Origin of the sequence: Bacillus litorisediminis, from assembly GCF_022808645.1 — a bacterium.
Lineage (GTDB): Bacteria > Bacillota > Bacilli > Bacillales > JC228 > Bacillus_BF > Bacillus_BF litorisediminis.
The window spans coordinates 1-20035 of record NZ_JAKZKT010000057.1 but is presented as its reverse complement, the minus strand read 5'-3'; the positions used below and the strand labels follow the sequence as shown (position 1 = coordinate 20035).

The 20035-nt window shown below is 39.0% G+C and carries 19 protein-coding genes and 2 other annotated features; all 19 genes read right to left on the bottom strand.

The window, feature by feature from the left end; genetic code table 11:
• Positions 1-359: 359 nt before the first annotated feature.
• The 19 genes from rplT to MLE14_RS19740 all read right to left on the bottom strand — a co-directional run bounded on the left by rplT (position 360) and on the right by MLE14_RS19740 (position 19634).
• On the bottom strand, positions 360-719 hold the full coding sequence (gene rplT / locus MLE14_RS19830) for a 50S ribosomal protein L20 (RefSeq protein ID WP_243300164.1): 360 nt from the start codon (positions 717-719) through the stop codon (positions 360-362).
• 27 nt (positions 720-746) lie between these two features.
• On the bottom strand, positions 747-944 hold the full coding sequence (gene rpmI / locus MLE14_RS19825; RefSeq protein ID WP_243300163.1) for a 50S ribosomal protein L35: 198 nt from the start codon (positions 942-944) through the stop codon (positions 747-749).
• A 21-nt stretch (positions 945-965) separates the two neighbouring features.
• Entirely contained in the window at positions 966-1469 is a 504-nt protein-coding gene (gene infC, locus MLE14_RS19820) for a translation initiation factor IF-3 (protein WP_243300162.1), read from the bottom strand.
• 96 nt (positions 1470-1565) lie between these two features.
• Positions 1566-1697: a sequence feature (ribosomal protein L20 leader region), on the bottom strand.
• A gap of 125 nt (positions 1698-1822) precedes the next feature.
• Positions 1823-2179, bottom strand: a complete 357-nt coding sequence (locus MLE14_RS19815) for a hypothetical protein (protein ID WP_243300161.1) — start codon at positions 2177-2179, stop codon at positions 1823-1825.
• Between the two features lie 173 nt (positions 2180-2352).
• Positions 2353-4284, bottom strand: a complete 1932-nt coding sequence (gene thrS / locus MLE14_RS19810) for a threonine--tRNA ligase (RefSeq protein WP_243300160.1) — start codon at positions 4282-4284, stop codon at positions 2353-2355.
• Between the two features lie 157 nt (positions 4285-4441).
• Positions 4442-4672: a binding site (T-box leader), on the bottom strand.
• A gap of 88 nt (positions 4673-4760) precedes the next feature.
• Entirely contained in the window at positions 4761-5612 is an 852-nt protein-coding gene (gene ytxC, locus MLE14_RS19805; RefSeq protein ID WP_243300159.1) for a putative sporulation protein YtxC, read from the bottom strand.
• Positions 5613-5919: 307 nt separating this feature from the next.
• Entirely contained in the window at positions 5920-6852 is a 933-nt protein-coding gene (dnaI, locus tag MLE14_RS19800; protein ID WP_243300158.1) for a primosomal protein DnaI, read from the bottom strand.
• A gap of 14 nt (positions 6853-6866) precedes the next feature.
• Positions 6867-8252 (bottom strand): replication initiation and membrane attachment family protein, encoded by a 1386-nt coding sequence (locus MLE14_RS19795; RefSeq protein ID WP_243300157.1) that lies wholly within the window; start codon positions 8250-8252, stop codon positions 6867-6869.
• A 77-nt stretch (positions 8253-8329) separates the two neighbouring features.
• Positions 8330-8794 carry a transcriptional regulator NrdR gene (nrdR, locus tag MLE14_RS19790; RefSeq protein ID WP_243300156.1) on the bottom strand — a complete coding sequence of 155 codons (465 nt, stop codon included), beginning with the start codon at positions 8792-8794 and terminating at the stop codon, positions 8330-8332.
• Between the two features lie 88 nt (positions 8795-8882).
• Positions 8883-9272, bottom strand: coding sequence for a hypothetical protein (locus tag MLE14_RS19785; protein ID WP_243300155.1), 390 nt, complete (start codon positions 9270-9272; stop codon positions 8883-8885).
• Between the two features lie 215 nt (positions 9273-9487).
• Positions 9488-9868, bottom strand: a complete 381-nt coding sequence (gene speD / locus MLE14_RS19780; RefSeq protein WP_243300154.1) for an adenosylmethionine decarboxylase — start codon at positions 9866-9868, stop codon at positions 9488-9490.
• Positions 9869-10182: 314 nt separating this feature from the next.
• Positions 10183-11202: a glyceraldehyde-3-phosphate dehydrogenase gene (locus MLE14_RS19775; RefSeq protein WP_243300153.1), complete on the bottom strand. Its 1020-nt coding sequence runs from the start codon at positions 11200-11202 to the stop codon at positions 10183-10185.
• Between the two features lie 254 nt (positions 11203-11456).
• A complete protein-coding gene (coaE, locus tag MLE14_RS19770) occupies positions 11457-12056 on the bottom strand; it encodes a dephospho-CoA kinase (RefSeq protein ID WP_243300152.1) in 600 nt (199 codons plus the stop codon).
• Positions 12057-12099: 43 nt separating this feature from the next.
• Positions 12100-12741 carry a sporulation membrane protein YtaF gene (gene ytaF / locus MLE14_RS19765; protein WP_243300151.1) on the bottom strand — a complete coding sequence of 214 codons (642 nt, stop codon included), beginning with the start codon at positions 12739-12741 and terminating at the stop codon, positions 12100-12102.
• Positions 12742-12798: 57 nt separating this feature from the next.
• Positions 12799-13623, bottom strand: a complete 825-nt coding sequence (gene mutM / locus MLE14_RS19760; RefSeq protein WP_243300150.1) for a DNA-formamidopyrimidine glycosylase — start codon at positions 13621-13623, stop codon at positions 12799-12801.
• Positions 13624-13670: 47 nt separating this feature from the next.
• Positions 13671-16298 (bottom strand): DNA polymerase I, encoded by a 2628-nt coding sequence (polA, locus tag MLE14_RS19755; protein ID WP_243300149.1) that lies wholly within the window; start codon positions 16296-16298, stop codon positions 13671-13673.
• Between the two features lie 294 nt (positions 16299-16592).
• Positions 16593-18350, bottom strand: a complete 1758-nt coding sequence (gene pnpS, locus MLE14_RS19750) for a two-component system histidine kinase PnpS (RefSeq protein ID WP_243300148.1) — start codon at positions 18348-18350, stop codon at positions 16593-16595.
• Positions 18347-19063, bottom strand: coding sequence for a response regulator transcription factor (locus MLE14_RS19745; protein ID WP_243300147.1), 717 nt, complete (start codon positions 19061-19063; stop codon positions 18347-18349). The genes pnpS and MLE14_RS19745 overlap by 4 nt, the downstream gene beginning before the upstream one ends.
• A gap of 112 nt (positions 19064-19175) precedes the next feature.
• Positions 19176-19634 (bottom strand): MaoC family dehydratase, encoded by a 459-nt coding sequence (locus tag MLE14_RS19740; RefSeq protein WP_243300146.1) that lies wholly within the window; start codon positions 19632-19634, stop codon positions 19176-19178.
• Positions 19635-20035 lie beyond the last annotated feature (401 nt).

Genomic DNA, 20035 nt, shown 5'->3' with positions numbered 1-20035 from the left:
AAATAACGGAATGATGATCCATTAAATAAGTGTGGCGGATCCTCATTCCGTTATTACAACGAAAACCTTCACTTCAGGGGCTCAAGCGGATTCTGATTCCGCTATTCGTACAAAATCAATCAAATTTGGACTAATGCAGAGAGCACTAATTTGCAGGGTAGCGGATCGTATGTCCAAAAAATCAAATCTTAAAAACAGGCGTTTTTAATGAAAATAACGGAACTATGTCCTCATTGGCGACTACCTCTATGTTTTAGGACATGGAGTCCGCTATTTGTGACATATGAGCCGAATTTCAAAATAATAGTACAGAATGAACAAAAGCCACCCTGTCAAACAGGATGGCTTTTCAGAAATTATTATTTTTGAAGCTGAGCTTTCGCTGCATTTGTTAATTCTGTGAATGCTTTTTCATCAGAAACTGCAAGATCAGCTAACATTTTACGGTTTACTTCGATACCAGATAATTTTAGACCGTGCATTAAACGGCTGTAAGAAAGTCCGTTTAAACGTGCAGCAGCATTGATACGAGCAATCCAAAGCTTACGGAAGTCGCGTTTCTTTTGACGACGATCACGGTAAGCATAGTTATAAGATTTCATAACTTGCTGGTTTGCTACTTTATATAAAGTGTGTTTGGATCCGAAATAACCTTTAGCTAATTTTATTACTTTTTTACGACGTTTACGTGTAACTGTTCCGCCTTTTACGCGTGGCATATTAGTCCCTCCTAATCAAGCATTATCTTATAGGTTGTCAAGCATTTGACGAATACGTTTGAAATCACCTTTAGATACTAAAGTACCTTTACGAAGTTTACGCTTTTGTTTTTGTGTTTTATTAGCAAACATGTGGCTTCTGAACGCATGAGAACGTTTCAATTTTCCAGAACCCGTTTTTTTGAAACGCTTCGCTGAGCCACGGTGAGTTTTCATTTTAGGCATAGAAAAATCCTCCTTAGTCCATTACTTCTCGTTTTTCGGTGCTAGTACTAAAAACATTTGGCGTCCGTCCATTTTTGGTGCAGATTCAACTGTTGCCACCTCAGAGCAGCTTTGCGCAAAACGATCCAATACTCGCTGGCCGATATCTTTATGTGTGATTGCTCTTCCTTTAAAGCGAATCGATGCCTTTACCTTATCGCCTTTTTCAAGGAACTTAATCGCATTGCGGAGTTTCGTATTAAAGTCATGCTCTTCAATTGTTGGACTTAACCGAACCTCTTTAACATTAATAATCTTTTGCTTTTTGCGGGCTTCTTTTTCTTTCTTCTGCTGCTCAAAACGGTATTTACCAAAATCCATAATCCGAGCAACAGGCGGTTTGGCATTAGGTGCAACTAATACCAAATCTAAATTGCGGCGGGCCGCAATTTCTAAAGCCTCTACGCGGGATTTAATCCCAAGCTGATCGCCATTGGCATCAATTAATCGAACCTCACGAGCGCGAATGCCCTCGTTTACGATCATGTCTCCTTTGCTAATAAGAGCCACCTCCAAAAAAATTCGAATACAACGTTTGAATTTGTTTTAACACTCAGCAGCAAGGTCATTCATAGAATCATAAACAAACAAAAATGGCCGAGCGCATAATACGCCCCGCCATCTATCATTCATAACGAAAAATGATCATTCCTTAACCTGGCAACTGCTTAAGCGTCAATCAGGTGAGAAGCGGGGATGCTTCTTCTTTTACATAAACAAACTGTATTCAATTAACCTTATTAAGGTTACCATACATCTGACATACTTGTCAAATATATACCCGTATGTGGCACGAAGAATACTATACCAATTCTGATGTCAGATTGCAACACTATTTTTTATGATATCGCAGAAAAATGCTTCATCGCACTTCTTTCTATGATTTCAGAGAAGATTGGATGAAAGGTATGATCCACGTTAACATACACGACATAAATTCCTTTATTCCCTATATTATTAGCCCATGCAATCACCTGAACAAAGCCATTATCACCCGAATTAATCACCATCTGATTGAGTTCAAAGTTGCTTTTGTTTAAGATTTTCATCAATTTTTTATCTTCTGTAATCGTCTTATTCAGGTCCTTCACAGATTTTATGAATAAATCCTTTGAAATCATGGTCTCAGGCTCGAAGGACTTTTCATATTCAACTTGGCTAGGGTTCAGGCTTAAACTGGCTAATTTTCTCCACATACTTCAACAGGACCCCTTTCTGACAGATTACTGAATTTTCTAAATGGAAATTAAGTCGAGATAGAAATAGGAAGCTGGCAATAGTTTTATTCTTTAAAGCGGTGTTACTGTGCTATCCTAAAATAAATAGTTGGAAGAAAGAGGCAACCTTCCCTAAGCTGCCTCCTATTTTCCTACCGTTTTGCTTCTTCCTGCAGTTTCCCGATAAATTCTTTAAAAGGTACAGTTTCCGACTTTTGCTCGCCGTATTTTCTTACGTTTACAGCTTCATCCTGAACTTCCTGATCGCCAACAACGAGCATATAAGGGATTTTCTGTATCTGTGCTTCTCTGATTTTATACCCCATTTTTTCGTCTCGATCATCGAGTTCAACCCGGAATCCTTCTGCTTTTAGCGCATCTTTTATCTGACGGGCATAGTCAAAATGAACCTCTGGAGAAACTGGGATCACAACCGCCTGAACGGGTGCTAGCCAAGTAGGGAAGGCCCCTTTATATTCTTCAATTAAAAATGCTACAAACCGTTCCATAGTAGAAACAACGCCGCGGTGAATAACAACTGGACGGTGTGGCTTTCCATCCTCCCCAACATAAGTCAGGTCAAATCTCTCTGGTAGTAAGAAATCAAGCTGAACAGTTGACAGTGTTTCATCTTTGCCAAGCGCGGTACGAACCTGAACGTCTAGCTTAGGACCATAGAATGCAGCTTCACCTTCAGCTTCATAGTAGTCTAAACCAAGATCATCCATCGCTTCTTTTAACATGGACTGTGCTTTATTCCACATAACATCATCATCAAAATACTTCTCTTTATCCTCAGGATCACGGTAAGACAAGCGGAATGAATAGTCATTAATGCCAAAGTCTTTGTATACTTCTAAAATTAAGTTAACAACACGTTTGAACTCATCCTTTATCTGATCAGGACGGACAAATACGTGTGCATCATTTAGCGTCATTCCCCGAACACGCTGAAGCCCAGTCAAAGCACCTGACATTTCATAACGGTGCATCATACCCAGTTCAGCAATTCGGATTGGCAGCTCACGATAACTATGAATACTGTTTTTGTAGACCATCATATGATGCGGACAGTTCATAGGGCGAAGAACAAGATCTTCATTATCCATTTCCATAATCGGATACATATCCTCTTGATAGTGATCCCAGTGTCCGCTCGTCTTATAAAGCTCTACACTTGCCAATACCGGTGTATAGACATGGTCATAGCCCAGTTTAATTTCCTTATCAACAATGTAGCGCTCAATTGTACGGCGAATGGTTGCCCCTTTAGGCAGCCATAGCGGAAGCCCTTGCCCAACCTTTTGAGAAATCGTAAATAGCTCTAACTCTTTTCCGATCTTTCTATGATCGCGTTCTTTCGCTTCCTCTAGTAAGCGCATATGTTCAGCAAGGTCTTCTTTTGTAAAGAAGGCTGTTCCATAAATACGCTGCAGCATTTTATTTTTACTGTCTCCGCGCCAATAGGCTCCGGAAATGCTTAATAGCTTAAATTCTTTAATTTTCCCTGTTGATGGGACGTGAACACCACGGCAAAGGTCAAAAAATTCACCTTGCTCATAAATCGAAACAGTTTCATTTTCTGGAATGGCATCCAGCAATTCTAATTTATATGGGTCACTGATTGCCGCAAATCTTTCCTTTGCTTCTTCTCTTGATACTTCAAGCCTTACAATCTCAAGATTTTCACCAATAATTTTATTCATTTCCTTTTCAATCGCTGGAAGATCTTCTGGCGTTAAGGAAACATCTAAATCCATATCATAATAGAAGCCATTTTCAATCACTGGGCCCACGCCTAATTTAACATTTGGGTAAAGACGTTTTATCGCCTGAGCCATTAAATGAGCTGTAGAATGTCTCATAATTTCTAAGGCTTCCTGACTGCCTTGAGTGATGATCTCTATGCTTGCATCTTCATTAATCGGCCAACGTAAATCGATTGGCGCGCCATTTACTTTACCAGCGATGGCTTTCTTTTTTAATCCTGGACTGATTGATGCCGCGATATCTTCTGTAGTGGTTCCTTTTGGAAACTCCTTCACCGCACCATCTGGGAACGTAATTTTTACTACATCAGCCATCTGATTCAACTCCTTCAAAATTTTTAATGGGCTCTGTAATCTACCCGGTTGATTTCCGCTGCAGGCACTTGCCTTCTGCTCCAATCAATTGAGTGCCAAATCAACCACAGACTTTTACACAGCCTTTTTTTATAAAAATAAAAAAAGCCCGCCCCTTAAAAGGGACGAGCTGTATACCCGTGTTTCCACCCTAGTTGCTTATTGAAATGCTTCAATAAGCCACTCTTCTACTGATATCGGCGTAAAACCGTTAGCTATTACTTCAGATTGTTTCACAGCTAATGCTCGGAGGTGGTAAATCAAGCTTACTTGATAGGAAGGTTGCACCTGAATCCTTCCCTCTCTGGGAACAAATACAACTTGCTCATGTCCTCGTCATAGCGTTTTGAAATGTTAAGTTTAAGTATATGAAAGTATTATATGAATTCCCGCTTTAAAAAGTCAAGGACTCTTTTTAAAAAAATTTGTAAATTCATTTAATGCTTTACCTGTTCCTGAAAAGGATATGACTTAAGCGGATAAATAGTTAGCTTTTCCTCAAAAATATTTTTTAATGTCACAACCATTCCCTGTTCCATATTATCAGTAAAAACATGGACTTCTTCCGGTGCAATTGAGATAAGCGGCGCAATCGTCACAGAATCAACGTAGATAGGATGATTAGTTACTAATTTACGGTCAATAATCTTGGCTAATTCGGTCCGTTTTAACTGTCTTCCGTCTTCACTAAAAAATTGAAAGCCATCATAATCAACTAAAAATATTTTTTTGTATCTCGATTCTCTCCCCTTTAAAAAATCGCGGAGCATATGAACAAAAGCTTGATATTCTTGTTCCATTTTGTATTCATCAATGGCAACATCCAAGTAATTCATTAAATGCTCAAAATAAGGCTTTAACCGAAATGTTTCAAAAGATTCAAAGAAAAATGAGGACTGTTCACGCAAAAATTCTTCCAAAATGCCTTCTAATATCTCCTCTTCATCTATGTACGGCAGAAGCTCAAGATCCTCACGTTCACCTTCTAAAATCGAATGAAGGATTGAAAGGATTTGATGTCTTTCCTCAGCTTCGTCGTAATAATATTGCTGTTCTAACAGTTTTTCAAACCACTTTTCTTTTTTATAGCCGATAATAAAATCTTTTAAGCTATTTTGGAGCAAATGAAGACAATCCTCATACACTTCATTAGGATATCGAATTGAAACAGTCCTATCATTATGTAAAATTTCAATTCCTTCAATGAAAAGAGAGGAGGACATTGTTTTTGTTAACGAGCGAAGAAGTTCTTTAGCCTCCTCTGTTTCTTCAAAATGAACCTGGAACATGTTATCCCCCCTGAAAAAGCGAAATCCCTGCTTTCATATATATGGGGAGCTTGGCTATTTTAGAAGTAGCGTACAGGAAGAAAAAAATTTGGAGTAAAAGAAAACTCGCCGATTGGCGAGCCTTAAGGCTAAGTCAAAAGAGTAGTTGCACCTATCACGTTCGAAACGCCACATCCTAATGTATCGCTTGACTAGGGCATTCATGCCTGTCGAACTTTATACCTAAAAATTTTAACTACGTCGAACATGGGCACTTTTCCAATTTTTTACTTTTAAAGTGAAAAAGAAAAAGCACCCAAACGGGTACTTATCCTCTTCTATTGTGACCGCCAACAGGGATCGGATCGGAAAGAGCCCGAATCCGGTCAATTAATCGGCCAGCTTTTACATCTTCCTGATCACCTTTTTGGTTGAAAGTAAAATGATGCTCAAGCTGGATTAAATCAAAATTAGATGTGAATAAGGTTGGGAGCTTCTCAAGCATCCGATATTGAAGGATGGTCCCAAGTATCTCATCCCTTACCCAGTTTGTTAACGATTCTGCTCCAATATCATCGAGCATTAAAATTTTGGCTGTTTTAACTGAATGCAATTTATCTTCTAATGTCGATTCTCCAATTGAATTCTTTAGTTCCCTGATTAACTCAGGTACGTGAACAATATAAGACGAAACCCCGTTTTCAGCTAATTCGTTGGCTATCGCTCCAAGCAGGTAGGTTTTACCCACCCCGAACTTGCCATACAAATATAACCCCTTCGTTGACTGGTTTTCGAGAAAGGATCGAGTGAAATTTTTGGCACTCCTGATCGCTGGCAGTCGGTCATTTTCAGTTAAGTCGATATTTTCAAATCTGGCAGATAATATTTCCTTAGGCACTGAAAAGCTTTGCACTAATTTTGCACGAGTTATTCTTTCCTGTTCCATTTTCATACGAGGACATTGATCGTATAAAATTTCAATGTGATCCCCTACAAGAGCAAGCCTCGGATGAAAACCGCCCATCACATTTTTACATTCTTGAAGTGAAGGACAATCACTGCAATTTTTGCTTTGCGTAGAGAATTCATAAAGGGTATTTAAATTTCGCTCCACCAAATCCATCGAAATTTGACTGGAATGCTCATTTAAAAAATACCGTACGTCGGGATGATTGAGTACATTCTGCTTCATTTGTTCATAACGCTGTTCAAAGGAGGAGCCCTTTGCCCAATGCGACAATGTATTTGTAATTTTTTCCATCATTTCACCTCCCATTATTTTTTCCGAAGCTCTTCTTCTAATCTCTTTCTTTCGAGTTCAAAATCAAAATCTTCAAAGATGGCGGCAGAAGTGGCCACTTTATTTCTTCGATTTCGTTCTTCCTCAAACCATTCAGGGACCACTTCTTTTCGCCCTGATTTTTTTTGATTCTGATTACGAGAGTTGGTTTTGTTCTTTTCTTGAACTTTTTGATGTTCCTGTTTAGCAAAAGCAAATGCTTCTTCAACCGTTTTTATATTTTTTCTGGCCCAATGACCTGCTATCGTTTGTACATAGCTCTTCGTCAAGCGCATATCCTGCTTAAGCATAACATTATAAAGCAATACATTCACAACACCAGGCTCAAGCCCTTGCTCTACTAATAGAGATTCAACCAATGCTAAATCCGTTTTAGAAGGTTCACGTCCATGGGCTAAGTCAGTGAGCAGTTGCTTAGGAGATACACTGGACAAATACCGAATGAGTTTCTCCTCTTTTGTTTCCTTCTTCTCTTGCTGTTGCGGGTTTGGTTGGTTTTGCTGGTTTTCCCGTTCAACTAGTTTGGGCAAATGCTTGCCTCTTTTTAGCTCGTACCAGCTTTTTGCTGCTTTTCTTAATTCATCCAGATTAATTTCTTGATCATCATCAACTGCTTCTAAAATAATTTTCTGCATATCAAGCGGGCTCAAATTATAGACATAGGCAAGTTTTAACACAGTATCTTCAACTTTCGGTGTGATGCTGTCGATATTAATAAAGGTATCTGAAAGTCCTCCGTAAAAAATGTCGAGCGAAAAGTTTTCCGGCTTTACCTTTGGGGCAGTTCCATCCGCAATATCAACCCATTGTTCCTGACCATCGTGAGATTGGACAGGATAGGCTCTTGCCGGAGAAGAGGAAAAGACCTCGTGAAACGATCTTGTCATTTCTTCCAGCGAGGAAGAATCGACAATTGGATCAATGCTAAAATAGTCTTTTAATCTATTAAAATGATGTTCCCCTAACTTTCTATATAAAAAATAGCTCAGCATACTATCCTGGAAAAAGCCTTGCGGACTAAGCGGTGACTGGATTTCATACACATAGGAAGGACCGTCTGAGTTCTTGGAACGGAACGTCCGCAACAGACCTATAGCTTCAAGCTTTAGTCTTGCCCGGTAAATCTCCCGTAACGGAATATCCAGAACTGCCATTAAAAAATGGTGGTGATTTTGTTTGGAATGAGTTCGGTTTTCCTCCAGTTCGCTCCATAGAGTTGTGTAAAGGCTGATAGCTGTGGATCCTATTAGAGGCTGATAGAGAAGAGATGTTACTTTTTGAAAGTATGGCTGAATCAGTCCAGAAGATTGTATTTGATACGTATCCCCCGGAACTAATTCGGTCCAATGTCTTGCTTCCATAAAACTCATCCATCCTTTACATGCGGGTGTATGTATTTCCCTAATTAAAGTGAAAAAGAGCCGATAGCGATCTGGCTCTATTTAGCTTTTTCCTTGTTGATTAAATCTTTTAGTTCGTCTAAAAACACATTTATATCCTTAAATTGCCGATAAACAGATGCAAAACGGACATACGAAACCTCATCTACTTTAGCAAGCTTGTCCATTACCATCTCGCCAATATCCACGCTTTGGACTTCTGAGGCATTCTGATTTCTTAATTCAATTTCGACCTCACCTGCAATCGTTTCAAGCTGCTGCAAGGAAACAGGTCTTTTTTCACAAGCTTTAATAAGGCCGCGGAGTACCTTTTCTCTGCTAAACTCCTCACGTGTCCCCTCTTTTTTTACAACGATTAATGGTGATTCCTCTACCCGTTCAAACGTTGTAAAGCGATGCCCACAGTTTTCACATTCTCTTCTTCTTCTTGTAGCACGTCCTTCATCAACTGGCCGGGAATCTAATACTCTTGTACCTAGCATTTGACAAGATGGGCATTTCATAACGTTCAACTCCATCCAAGAATCTCTTATTATTGTATAAAAATCAGAATGCCCCTTTCAAGAGCGCGGAAACGAATGGATGAATATGCTAGCTCTTTTTGCCTATAAAAGGGAGAAGTCGATCAATTTCCTGGTAATACCCGCTAATTAATTGCTTTAAGGTCGGATACATACCAGCGATAGAAGATTTATCGGTTGAAATCATAAAATCAACGGCTGTTTGAAAAGGTCTCGGGGACACCACTGTAATAACCAAGAGCGATTGAGGCTTATTTAGCTTAATCCCAATCTCTCCATGGTCTTTTGATACCGATTCTATTGTAAAATCTCTCCGCCCTTTGGCCCATTCCTCAACAGTTTGAAACACTTTGTCAAAACCGGCTTTATAGTAATGGCTTTGTAATTGTTCATCCTGATGATCATCTCTCGTTTCACATTGCTTCTGATAACGAATAATCAGTGATCTCATTACCCCCATAAGACGCCTCCACATTGTTTTCTTTTATTGTAAACGACCTAAAAAAAATAGCCAAGTGGTAAGAAAGCGCTTTTCATACTGGGAGGGACAGAAAAGAGGTCCGCTTGTGAGTATTTCCATAAGATCTATACCGGCTATCCATTGATCTATATAAGTAACGAATCAAATATTAAATAAAAAAGAGGAGACCCATTGTCCCCTCTGTGGATTCGATTTTATAAAGCTTTTACTTTTGACTGTTTCACTTGAACTGGACCCATCCCACGAGGAAGCTCAATCGTTTCTCTCGTTTGTGCACCTAAACTCTCTGCGATATAATCAGCGGCAATGTTAGGATCTAAATCGCCACAAGTGTAAACGTCAATACTTGCATATCCGTGTTCTGGGAAGCTGTGAATGGTTAAGTGAGATTCAGAAATAATCACAACCCCACTTACACCTTGAGGCGCAAATTTATGAAAAGCAACTTCACGAACTTCCGCACCAGACTTAAGTGCTGCATCAACAAATATTTTTTCAATTTGTACTACATCGTTTAATTTTTCAAAATCGCAACCCCAAAGTTCTGAGATTACATGTCGACCCATTGTTTCCATTACCGTTCCCCCTTTTTAAAAAATTAAATCCACTGACGTTCGATAACTACCACGGGGGAAAGTTAGTCCTGAGAGGTCCTAACCCTTTGAGTAATCATGTCCACGTCAATTTCAAGTTTCACGATGACTAGTATACTTTGTTTGTTTTTTTTTTGCAACAATAGATTCAAAATTTCTGCTTCTAAAATTACTTTTCTCATTACCTGTTATGTATATTCCGTAAAATCCAAAAATGGAAGCCCCCATCAGTGAGACCATAGATTAATTTCTTTAAAGACATGAAAAAAATCCGCCCACTGGAGCGGATAAATCTTTTAGACTCTCATTTCTGATTTCTCTGTCATTAACTGTAATACTTTACTGGTTAAATCAACGACTCGGCAAGAATATCCCCATTCATTATCATACCAGGCTAAAACTTTTACTTTCCGGCCGTCCATTACGATTGTAGATAAACTATCTATAATAGCGGAATTAGGGTTCGTATTAAAATCAATTGATACAAGCGGTTCATCAGATATATCTAAAATTCCCTCGAGTTCTGAATTGGCTGCTCTTTGAAATGCAAGATGAATATCGTCCACAGTTACTTCTTTCTTTAAGTCAACGACTAAGTCAACTAAAGAAACGTTTGGAGTAGGGACACGTAATGCCATTCCATGCAATTTCCCTTTTAAATGCGGCAATACTAGGGATAATGCTTTTGCCGCCCCAGTTGACGTTGGAATAATTGATTGCGCACAGGCCCTCGCTCTTCTCAAATCTTTATGCGGATTATCTATATTTTTTTGGTCATTCGTATAGGCATGAACAGTAGTCATTAACCCATTCTCAATACCGAATGCATCGTCTAATACCTTCACTACCGGAGCCAGGCAATTTGTGGTACAGGAAGCATTCGAAATAATTTCATGATCCGGGTGAAGCATATGTTCATTAACTCCCATCACAATCGTAACATCCTCGTTTTTTCCGGGTGCCGTTAATATTACTTTCTTTGCTCCCGCTTCTAAATGTAAAGCTGCCTTTTCGCGGCTATTAAATTTTCCTGTTGCTTCTATGACCACATCTATTCCGAGCTCTTTCCAAGGCAAATCCTGAGGGTTTCTTTCCGAAACCAATTTCACTTCTTTTCCATTTACGATTATAGATTGATCTGTATATGAGAGTACCGCATCCCATTTTCCGTGGTTTGTATCATATTTTAAAAGATGAACGAGTGTTTCAGGTGGATAGCTGGCATTAACTGCCATAATTTCAAAACTGCCTGAGTCGATTGCTCTTCTGAATACCATTCTTCCAATCCTTCCGAAACCATTGATTGCCACCTTCATTCTCTATTTCCCTCCAAAAATGTCATACTTTTATTGTCCTTTTATAAAATTAGTATAACACATTAATCGAAAAATGGTGATAGGTTTTTAGGATAATTTTTGAATGTGCTTACTAATGGGTGAAGGTTTTTGCGGATTCAAGATTAAAGGTGCGAAGAGGTAAGTTTGTTTTTTAAAGTTAATACATAATCAGGCGGAGACCCGGTTAATTGGGCGCACCTAAAAAAGACAGGGCAACATGAGCCCTGTCTTTTTCAGAAAAGATTCCATTCCTCTAAAATCTTCTTTAATTGCTGCTTTGTTTCCTCAATCGTTCCGTTGTTATTAATGACGGCATCTGCCCAATTTTTCTTGTCCTCCAAAGGAAGTTGGGCATTAATACGGGAGAGAGCTTCTTCTTCGGTCAGCTGATTTCTCTGCATTAGTCTTTTAAGCTGAACGGAAGGATCGACATAAACAACAATGACCTTCTCGACATAATGAGTTAATTTGCTTTCATAAAGAAGAGGGATATCCATAAAAACGGTTTTTTCCCCTCTTGCAAAAGCCTTATCTCGCTCAGATAGCATATTTTTTCGGACTGCCGGATGAACAATTGAATTAAGCAAATCTCTTTTTTCTTTATCATTAAAAATAATTTGACCTAGCTTGCTTCGATTGATATGTCCATCTGGCAGAAGAATATCGGAACCAAACGACTTAACAATTTCCTGGTAGGCTTCTTGATTTGGCTCAACGACAACTCTTGCTTGAACATCTGCATCTATGACAGTAAATCCCCATTCTTTCAAAGTATTGGAAACAGTACTTTTACCGCTGCTGATGCCGCCTGTAATTCCGATTGTATTCATCATGTACCCTCACTTTTTAAAAAGAGGTATTTTTGAATTGATCGTTTTATAATTTCCACACACCTAATAATATTAATACAATTCCTGGGATAAAGGATAGAGGCTGTATCCAGGATAACCGGGATGCCTTTTTTCCAATCGACATGCCCGCAAATAAAAAAAAGGAGCTCATAAATACCACTAAGCCTGACACGATAAGAGGAGGATAGTTGAGCATCGCAGCACCAACTCCCGCTCCGAAGGCATCCAGTGAGAGTGCAAACCCTAAAAGAATGGCCTCTACCCCTGTTATGGAACCAGAGCGATCCATATCAGCTTTCATTGGCTTTCTTAAAATTTGAATAACTAATCCTAATGATTTTATTTCCCATAAAATAATAGTTTTTTCTTGAATTTGAATGGGTTCTTTTCCTTTTGATTGCGGACGGATTACCTGAAATAAAGCCCATCCTCCGAGGCAAACTAAAATAATCCCTCCAACGGATTCGGTTAGCTTCGGAGACAAAATCCACTCAAAAAACTGCCCGAATAACATAGCTATCAATAGACTCATAGCAGAGCATACAGAAATAATGAAGATGGATTGAATTGGAATTTTTACACTCTTTAGGCCATAGGTTAATCCTGCGCTAAAGCTGTCTAAGCTAACCGCAAGGGCCAAAAGAACAAAGGAAAGTAACGAACTCATCCATATCCTCCTTCCATAACAGCACTAGGATAGTATATGGAAGGAGCTTTTCTAATGTTAAGATTGACAGTTCGGACAAATATGAGTGCCTCTGCCAGCCACCACTAATCGTTCAATCGGTTGGCCGCAGCGCAAACAATTTTCTCCGGTTCGGCCATAGACATATAATTGCTGCTGAAACATGCCAATCTGACCTTGAGAATTTACATAGGAACGAATGGTTGTACCGCCTTGGTCAATCGCTTCTTGCAAAGTTTGCTTAATTTCCTCGTAAAGTTTTTTAATTTCTTTTACTTTTAAATCTTTTGCTTTGCGCTCAGGATGGATTCCTGCCCGAAACAGTGCCTCATCTACATAAATGTTGCCAAGCCCTACAACTCTGGTTTGGTCCAAAAGCAGCGCCTTAATAGGACGGTCCGCATTTTTTAAGACATCCTTAAGGTAAGAGAAAGTAAAACCTTCTGAAAAAGGCTCCGGCCCTAGCTGGGAAAGGGGAAGTCCAGAGAACTCTTCCCCGATTTTAAACAAATGCATTGTCCCAAACTTCCTTACATCCCGATACCTTAATTCAGAGCCGTCCGTAAACGAAAAAATAACATGCGTGTGTTTATCTTTCGGTTCTTCCTTCGGGTAGAGACCGTAGCGGCCTTCCATTCTAAGATGGGAAACGAGCGCGTAATGGTCCAAGTAAAAAATCAGAAACTTTCCTCTTCTGCCAATGCTTCGGATTGTTTCTCCGTTTAAATTGATGGTAAAAAGCTGAACGTCATCTGGCTCTTTTATAATCTTTGCCCATCTTACTTCAACTCTCTGAATCGTTTTACCGATCACTAGCTGTTCTAGCGTTCTTCTGATCGTTTCAACTTCTGGCAATTCTGGCATTCCTTTACTTCACATCCTTGAAGGATTCTCAAATCCCGAATACTTTTTTATTTCGCATCAAACCAAGTATTCCCGTAGTCCATATCGACCTTAAGCGGGACATCTAGTTGAACAGCATTTTCCATTACATCTGGAACAATCGTTTTTAAAATCTCTATTTCTTCTTTTGGCGCTTCAAAAATAAGTTCGTCATGCACCTGCAGCAGCAGCCGTGTCCGAAGCTGTTCAGCTTTTAATCTGTGCGCCATATCAATCATGGCCTTTTTAATAATATCAGCCGCCGATCCTTGAATCGGCGTATTCATTGCTGTTCTTTCCGCAAAACTGCGAAGGTTAAAATTTCGGCTCGTAATCTCTGGAATGTATCGTCTCCGCTGCAGCAAAGTTGTGACATATCCTTTTTCTTTTGCACTTTGAACGATATCATTCATATATTCTTTTACGCCTGGGAAGCTGGCAAAATACTTCTCAATAAAGCTTGCTGCCTCTTTCCTTGTGATTCCCAGATTCTGAGAAAGACCATAATCACTGATGCCATATACAATTCCAAAGTTTACGGCTTTTGCTTGTCTCCGCATATTGCTGGTTACTTCTTCCTCACTGACGCGGAAAACATCCATCGCTGTCTTTGTATGAATATCAAGGTCTTCTCTGAAGGCATCAATCAGTTTTTGATCCTGAGAGATATGGGCAAGGACACGGAGCTCGATTTGTGAATAGTCGGCGGCAAAGATGACCCAATCTTTTTCAGATGGAATAAAGGCTTGTCTGATTTTTCTTCCTTCTTCCAAACGAATCGGGATATTTTGCAGGTTTGGATCAATGGAGCTTAAACGTCCCGTTTGGGCAATAACCTGGCTAAAGCGTGTGTGAACTTTACCATTATCCCAGATGACTTTTAAAAGCCCTTCGATATAAGTCGATTGGAGCTTCCCAAGCTGGCGATAATGTAAAATTTCTTTCACAATCTCATGACTATTCTCTAGCTTCTCTAATACATCAGCAGAAGTGGAATATCCTGTTTTGGTTTTTTTCACAGGCGGTAAACCCAGCTTTTCAAAAAGAATAACACCCAGCTGTTTTGGGGAATTGATGTTAAAGGTTTCGCCTGCTAGCTCATAAATTCTTTTCTCAATCGCATCGATTTTAGTCGCTAGCTCCTCTTGCATCTGAAGCAAGCGATTTTTATCGACCTGCACTCCCGTATGTTCCATTTCTGCTAAAACTTGAGCCAACGGAAACTCGAGATCATAGTAAAGCGAAATCTGATCATTTTCCTCTAATTTTTTCAGTACCTTGTCTCTTAATTCAAAAACCGCATTCGCTTTTCTTGTTATATGATCCTTAAGTTGCTTAAGCTCCGGAATTTGGCGTTTTGCACCTTTACCATAAACGATATCATTCGATAGGACACCTTTATAATCAAATAATTTGGCGATATCTCCAACTTCATTAAAAGTTTCCGAAGGATTGATGAGATAAGAAGCAAGTAAGAGATCAAACTCAATTCCTTCTATAGCAATTCCTTCCCGCTTAAGCGAAACAATCGTTTGTTTAGAATCATACACCCATTTTTTCTTTGTGGAATCTTCTAACCAAGCTTTAAACACATCTGATGATTTTAATTGTTCAACAGGAATAAAATACCGACCTTTGGCAGAAACAAGAGCACAGCCTATAATATCCGCTTTATGATAGTTCTCATCAAAAACCTCAATAAGCAAGGCTGCTTCATCAGCTAAAATCGATTCATCAATGGTATTTGCTGTTTCAAACGATATAGTATCTAGCTTGGAGTCTTCCTTTGGCTCCTCTGCCCCGACTTTTTCTAAAAGAGATTGGAAGCCCAGTTCTTTGAATAACGCTAAAATTTTATCTGGGTATGACCCTTTGTACTCAATCTCTGAAAGATCTATTTCAACTGGAGCATCCCGATTGATGGTTGCTAATTGCTTACTCATAAATGCCAGGTCTTTATTTGCTTCTAAATTCTCCTTTAGCTTCTTGCCGCTTACTTGGTCAATAGATTGATACAATTCCTCAATGGTATGAAATTCTGATAATAATTTGATAGCTGTTTTCTCTCCAACTCCAGGAACCCCCGGAATATTATCCGACGTATCTCCCATTAGTCCTTTCATATCGATGATCTGGTTTGGAGTTAGACCATATTTTTCTTTGATATGTTCTGGTGTATACGCTTCGATATCCGTTATACCCTTTTTCGTAATACAAACTGTTGTATGTTCAGACGCCAGTTGAGTTAAATCTTTATCACCAGAAATAATTTTTACTTCTGCATTCTCCTTTTCTGCAAAAAGGGAAAGGGTCCCTATGATATCATCTGCCTCATATTCTTCCAGCTCATACTGTTTCCCCCCAAATGCTTTTACAATCTCTCGAATATATGAAAATTGCTCAGAAAGCTCTGGAGGCGTTTTTTGTCTGCCGCCCTTGTACTCTTGGAATGTCTTATGTCTAAACGTAGTTTTTCCGGCATCCCATGCTACTAGCAGATGAGTGGGTTTCTCTTCTTCTACAATTTTCATAAGCATCATTGTAAACCCATAAATCGCGTTTGTATGTATTCCTTTATCATTATTTAACAAAGGAAGTGCAAAAAACGCGCGATACGCCAAACTATTCCCATCCATTAATATAATTTTTTTACTCAACAAACATCGTCCTTTCGTTATTCCCTAAATAAAAAATACGTTCTTCTTCCTTCTATTTTAGCATGTTCGCTAAAAGATGGAAAAAGAACGTATCGGTCGTAAAGAAAATGGCTTAAAACGAGATAGGTTCTATCTTATATGATTTTTTCCTTTTACTATGAAAAGGGGAAGACGGAAAAGGGGATTCCGTCTTCTAAAAGCTCCTTGGATGAAGGGGTTTTCACTAATTATGTTACCGATTCATTATTAAGGAAGAATAAATCAACTGTTAAGTAAATGTAAAGTTGTCCCTTTTTACTTGGATTTCGGCAAATAAATAGTAAAAGTGGTTCCTTCTCCGACTTGGCTTTCGACCTCTATTTTTCCTTTATGGGCTTCTACCAGATGCTTGACGATGGCAAGCCCCAGACCTGTACCGCCAGAGTTTCTGGATCTGGCCTTATCAACCCGATAGAACCTCTCAAAAATTCTCGGAAGTTCCTGTTTTTCAATTCCTATACCCGTGTCTTTCACTTGCAAGACCATCCATTGATCCTTCTCAAATACATTTACTTCTACTAAACCTCCGGCTTGTGTATAGGTCAAAGCATTATTCACCAGGTTAATGATCATTTGTTTGATCCGGTAAGGATCGGCGTTCATTTTGTATTGCCGAAGATTTATATTCGATTGCAGCTGAATCTCCCTGCTTTCAGCTTTTGGCTGTAAAATAGCAATCACATCATCAACAAGATCCTTAATATGGACTGATTGCAAATTCAGGGTAAAACCTGATTGTTCAATCCTGGACAGCTCTAACAAATCCTGTACTAATGACTGAAGCCGATCACTTTCCTTTTGAATAATTTTCAAGAAATTCTCTAATGTCGCCGGATCATGAAGAGCACCATCTAATAATGTTTCAGAAAATCCTTTTATTGATGTAATCGGTGTCTTTAATTCGTGAGATACATTAGCAACAAAATCTTTTCTCATTTGTTCTAGTCTCTTTAATTCAGTAATATCATGAAAAACTAGGACAATGCCCTTCCATTCATGATCGTCGCCAACAATCGGTGCTCCCAATACTTCATAATGCTTTTTCTCAAGGGAACGCTGAATTTGGACTTGCCGGCTTATCGGGTGTTCCAGCATGAAAATATCTTCAATTTGTTTGTGAAGTTCTTCCGATTCCATCACTTCGTAATAATGCTTATACAGGAATTGTGAAGGATCTACGCTAAACCATTCCCTATACACTTTGTTGACCAGACTAATTTTCCCTTTTTCGTCAATTAGAACTAATCCGCTGCCCATATTTTCAATTAAAGTAGATAGACGCTCCTGCTGCATCCGATTGGTTTCAATCGTTTCCTGAAGATTTCTTGCCAAAATATTAATAGATGTATTTAAACTCCCAATTTCATCAAATCCATCTTCATATGTTCGGACACGGTAGTTCCCCTTTGCCAGCTCTATGGCAGTTGATGTTGCTGCTTCAATAGGTTTTGTGAAACGGTTTGTGATTTTTGTAAACAATAAAATAATTAAGGTAAGAGACAAACTGAAGCTTATGATTAATACCCACCACATATGATTATTAACACGTTTTAGGTCATCTATTTGAGTACTTAATACAATAATCTGCTCTTGCCCGTTGCTTAAACTTGTTTTTTCCCAATTGTAATAGACATTATATCCTCCACCTACTTCAATAGTCCCGCTATCGTCTGTTCGGCTGGCACGGATAATTTCTTGCAATATTTCAGAATGCCTTTCAAAAAGTTCCGGTTCTGCACCACTCTCATACAATAGTTCCCCGTTTGAATTGAGAACGGTAATTCTGGACTCCGTTTCCTCTCCAATTCGTTCTATCACCTTAAAGGAGTCACCTAAATGGCTTTGCTCGTAAAGGAGTTCAGCAACAAATTTAGTTTCCATTTGAATTTTGTCGGAAAAGCTATCTATATAATACCTATTAAAAAGCTGACCTAATATCAGCCCTAAGGCTAAAAACACCAGAGTAATTAATGAAATGAAGGCAAAAAGGAGCCTGGAACGAAACCTAGTCATTCGCTCTTTGGCTCCTCTAATTTATAGCCTAAGCCCCGTATCGTTTTGATGTACGCCGGCTTCTTTGTGTTTTCTTCGATTTTTTCGCGCAAATGACTAATATGGACGTCAACAATTCTTGTATCGCCGGCAAAGTCATAATTCCAGACGGCGCTTAAGAGCTGGTCTCTTGTTAGAACCCTGCCTTTATGACGACACAAATATAAGAGCAGTTCAAATTCTTTTGGAGTTAATTCTAGCTGGTTTCCGTTAAAATACGCTTCATAAAGCTCAGGATACACTACCAAATCACCAATTTTGTAGTTTTCTTCTTCCTCTTCCTGTTGTTTAGACTGCTGATCACTGTATTGAGTGCGCCGAAAAATAGCTTTTACCCTAGCTACCACTTCCCGTGGGCTAAATGGTTTGGTCATGTAATCATCAGCACCGAGTTCAAGGCCCAACACCTTATCAAACTCTTCATCTTTGGCAGTTAACATGAGAATAGGCATCATTAGCTTAGACTGCCTCAATATTTTACAAACTTCTATTCCATCTAATTTAGGAAGCATTAAATCTAAAATAATAAAATCTGGTTTTTCACTAATGGCTATATTTTTCCCTTCTTCTCCATCCATAGCCGTAATAACCTCAAAACCAGCTTGCTGAAGATTATATTGTAGAAGTGTTACTATGGATTGCTCATCATCTACTACCAAAATTTTCTTGTTCATTTGGCCCTCCTACTGATTTTAATCCCCTACCCAAGAGCCTTTTTTCTCTATATGTAATTCTATTATACTGGATAGATGAAAAGAGAACCAACTTTAAAATAATTCCTGTTCATCATCCTAGAGAGCTAATTACAGCAGGTGGAGGAACAACTACTAATGTTCCTGTTAAAACTGGTTCATTCGCTTCGTCTGTTCCTTCAACAGCGATGGTAACAGTTTGATCCTTGGGTTCCACTTTTTTGACTTCAAATGAGAAGTGTACGGTTTCATAATGATAAACCGGCTTTTGAAACTCCATTTTATTCTTCAGAATATGACTGCCGGGACCAGGTATATGCTTAGACACTGCTGCCATAACAATTCCTGTTAGCATAATGGCAGGTACAATCGGCTTTTTATAAGGAGTTTGTGCTGCATAGTCATGTTGAATATAGAGAGGGTTTGCATCATTGGTTAATCCTAAATACAGTAATAAATCCTTATCCTCGATTTTTTCAGTAAGCGACAATTTCTCCCCTACCGATATTTCTTCAATCGACCTTCCAATCTTTCTTTTCTTCCCCAGCAGCATTCTCGCATTCCTCCCATTGGTGCTTTTCTTCTTGTATAGACGGCTTTGTCAGTCAATGAAGCAGTCTTCAATCATCGGTCTAATTTGCCATTATTCATTATATTATCACGATTCGAGAACAGAATGAAAATTTATAAGAGCAGAATGTTGCAAGAAACTGGTATTTCAACTGCTGGTTAATAGAAAAAACTATCGAAAATTGACTTAAATCGAGTAGGAGGCGCGTCACCGCGCCGACCTCTCACACCACCGTACGTACCGTTCGGTATACGGCGGTTCAATAGCTTAAGTATCGACGCTCATATAAGTGGTTTAAATCTTTTAACCCCCATTTTTTGAGCGTTTTGTTTTTAATTGCTTTCTGAAGCGTTTCACTAGCTGATATTCTCCAATATCCCTTT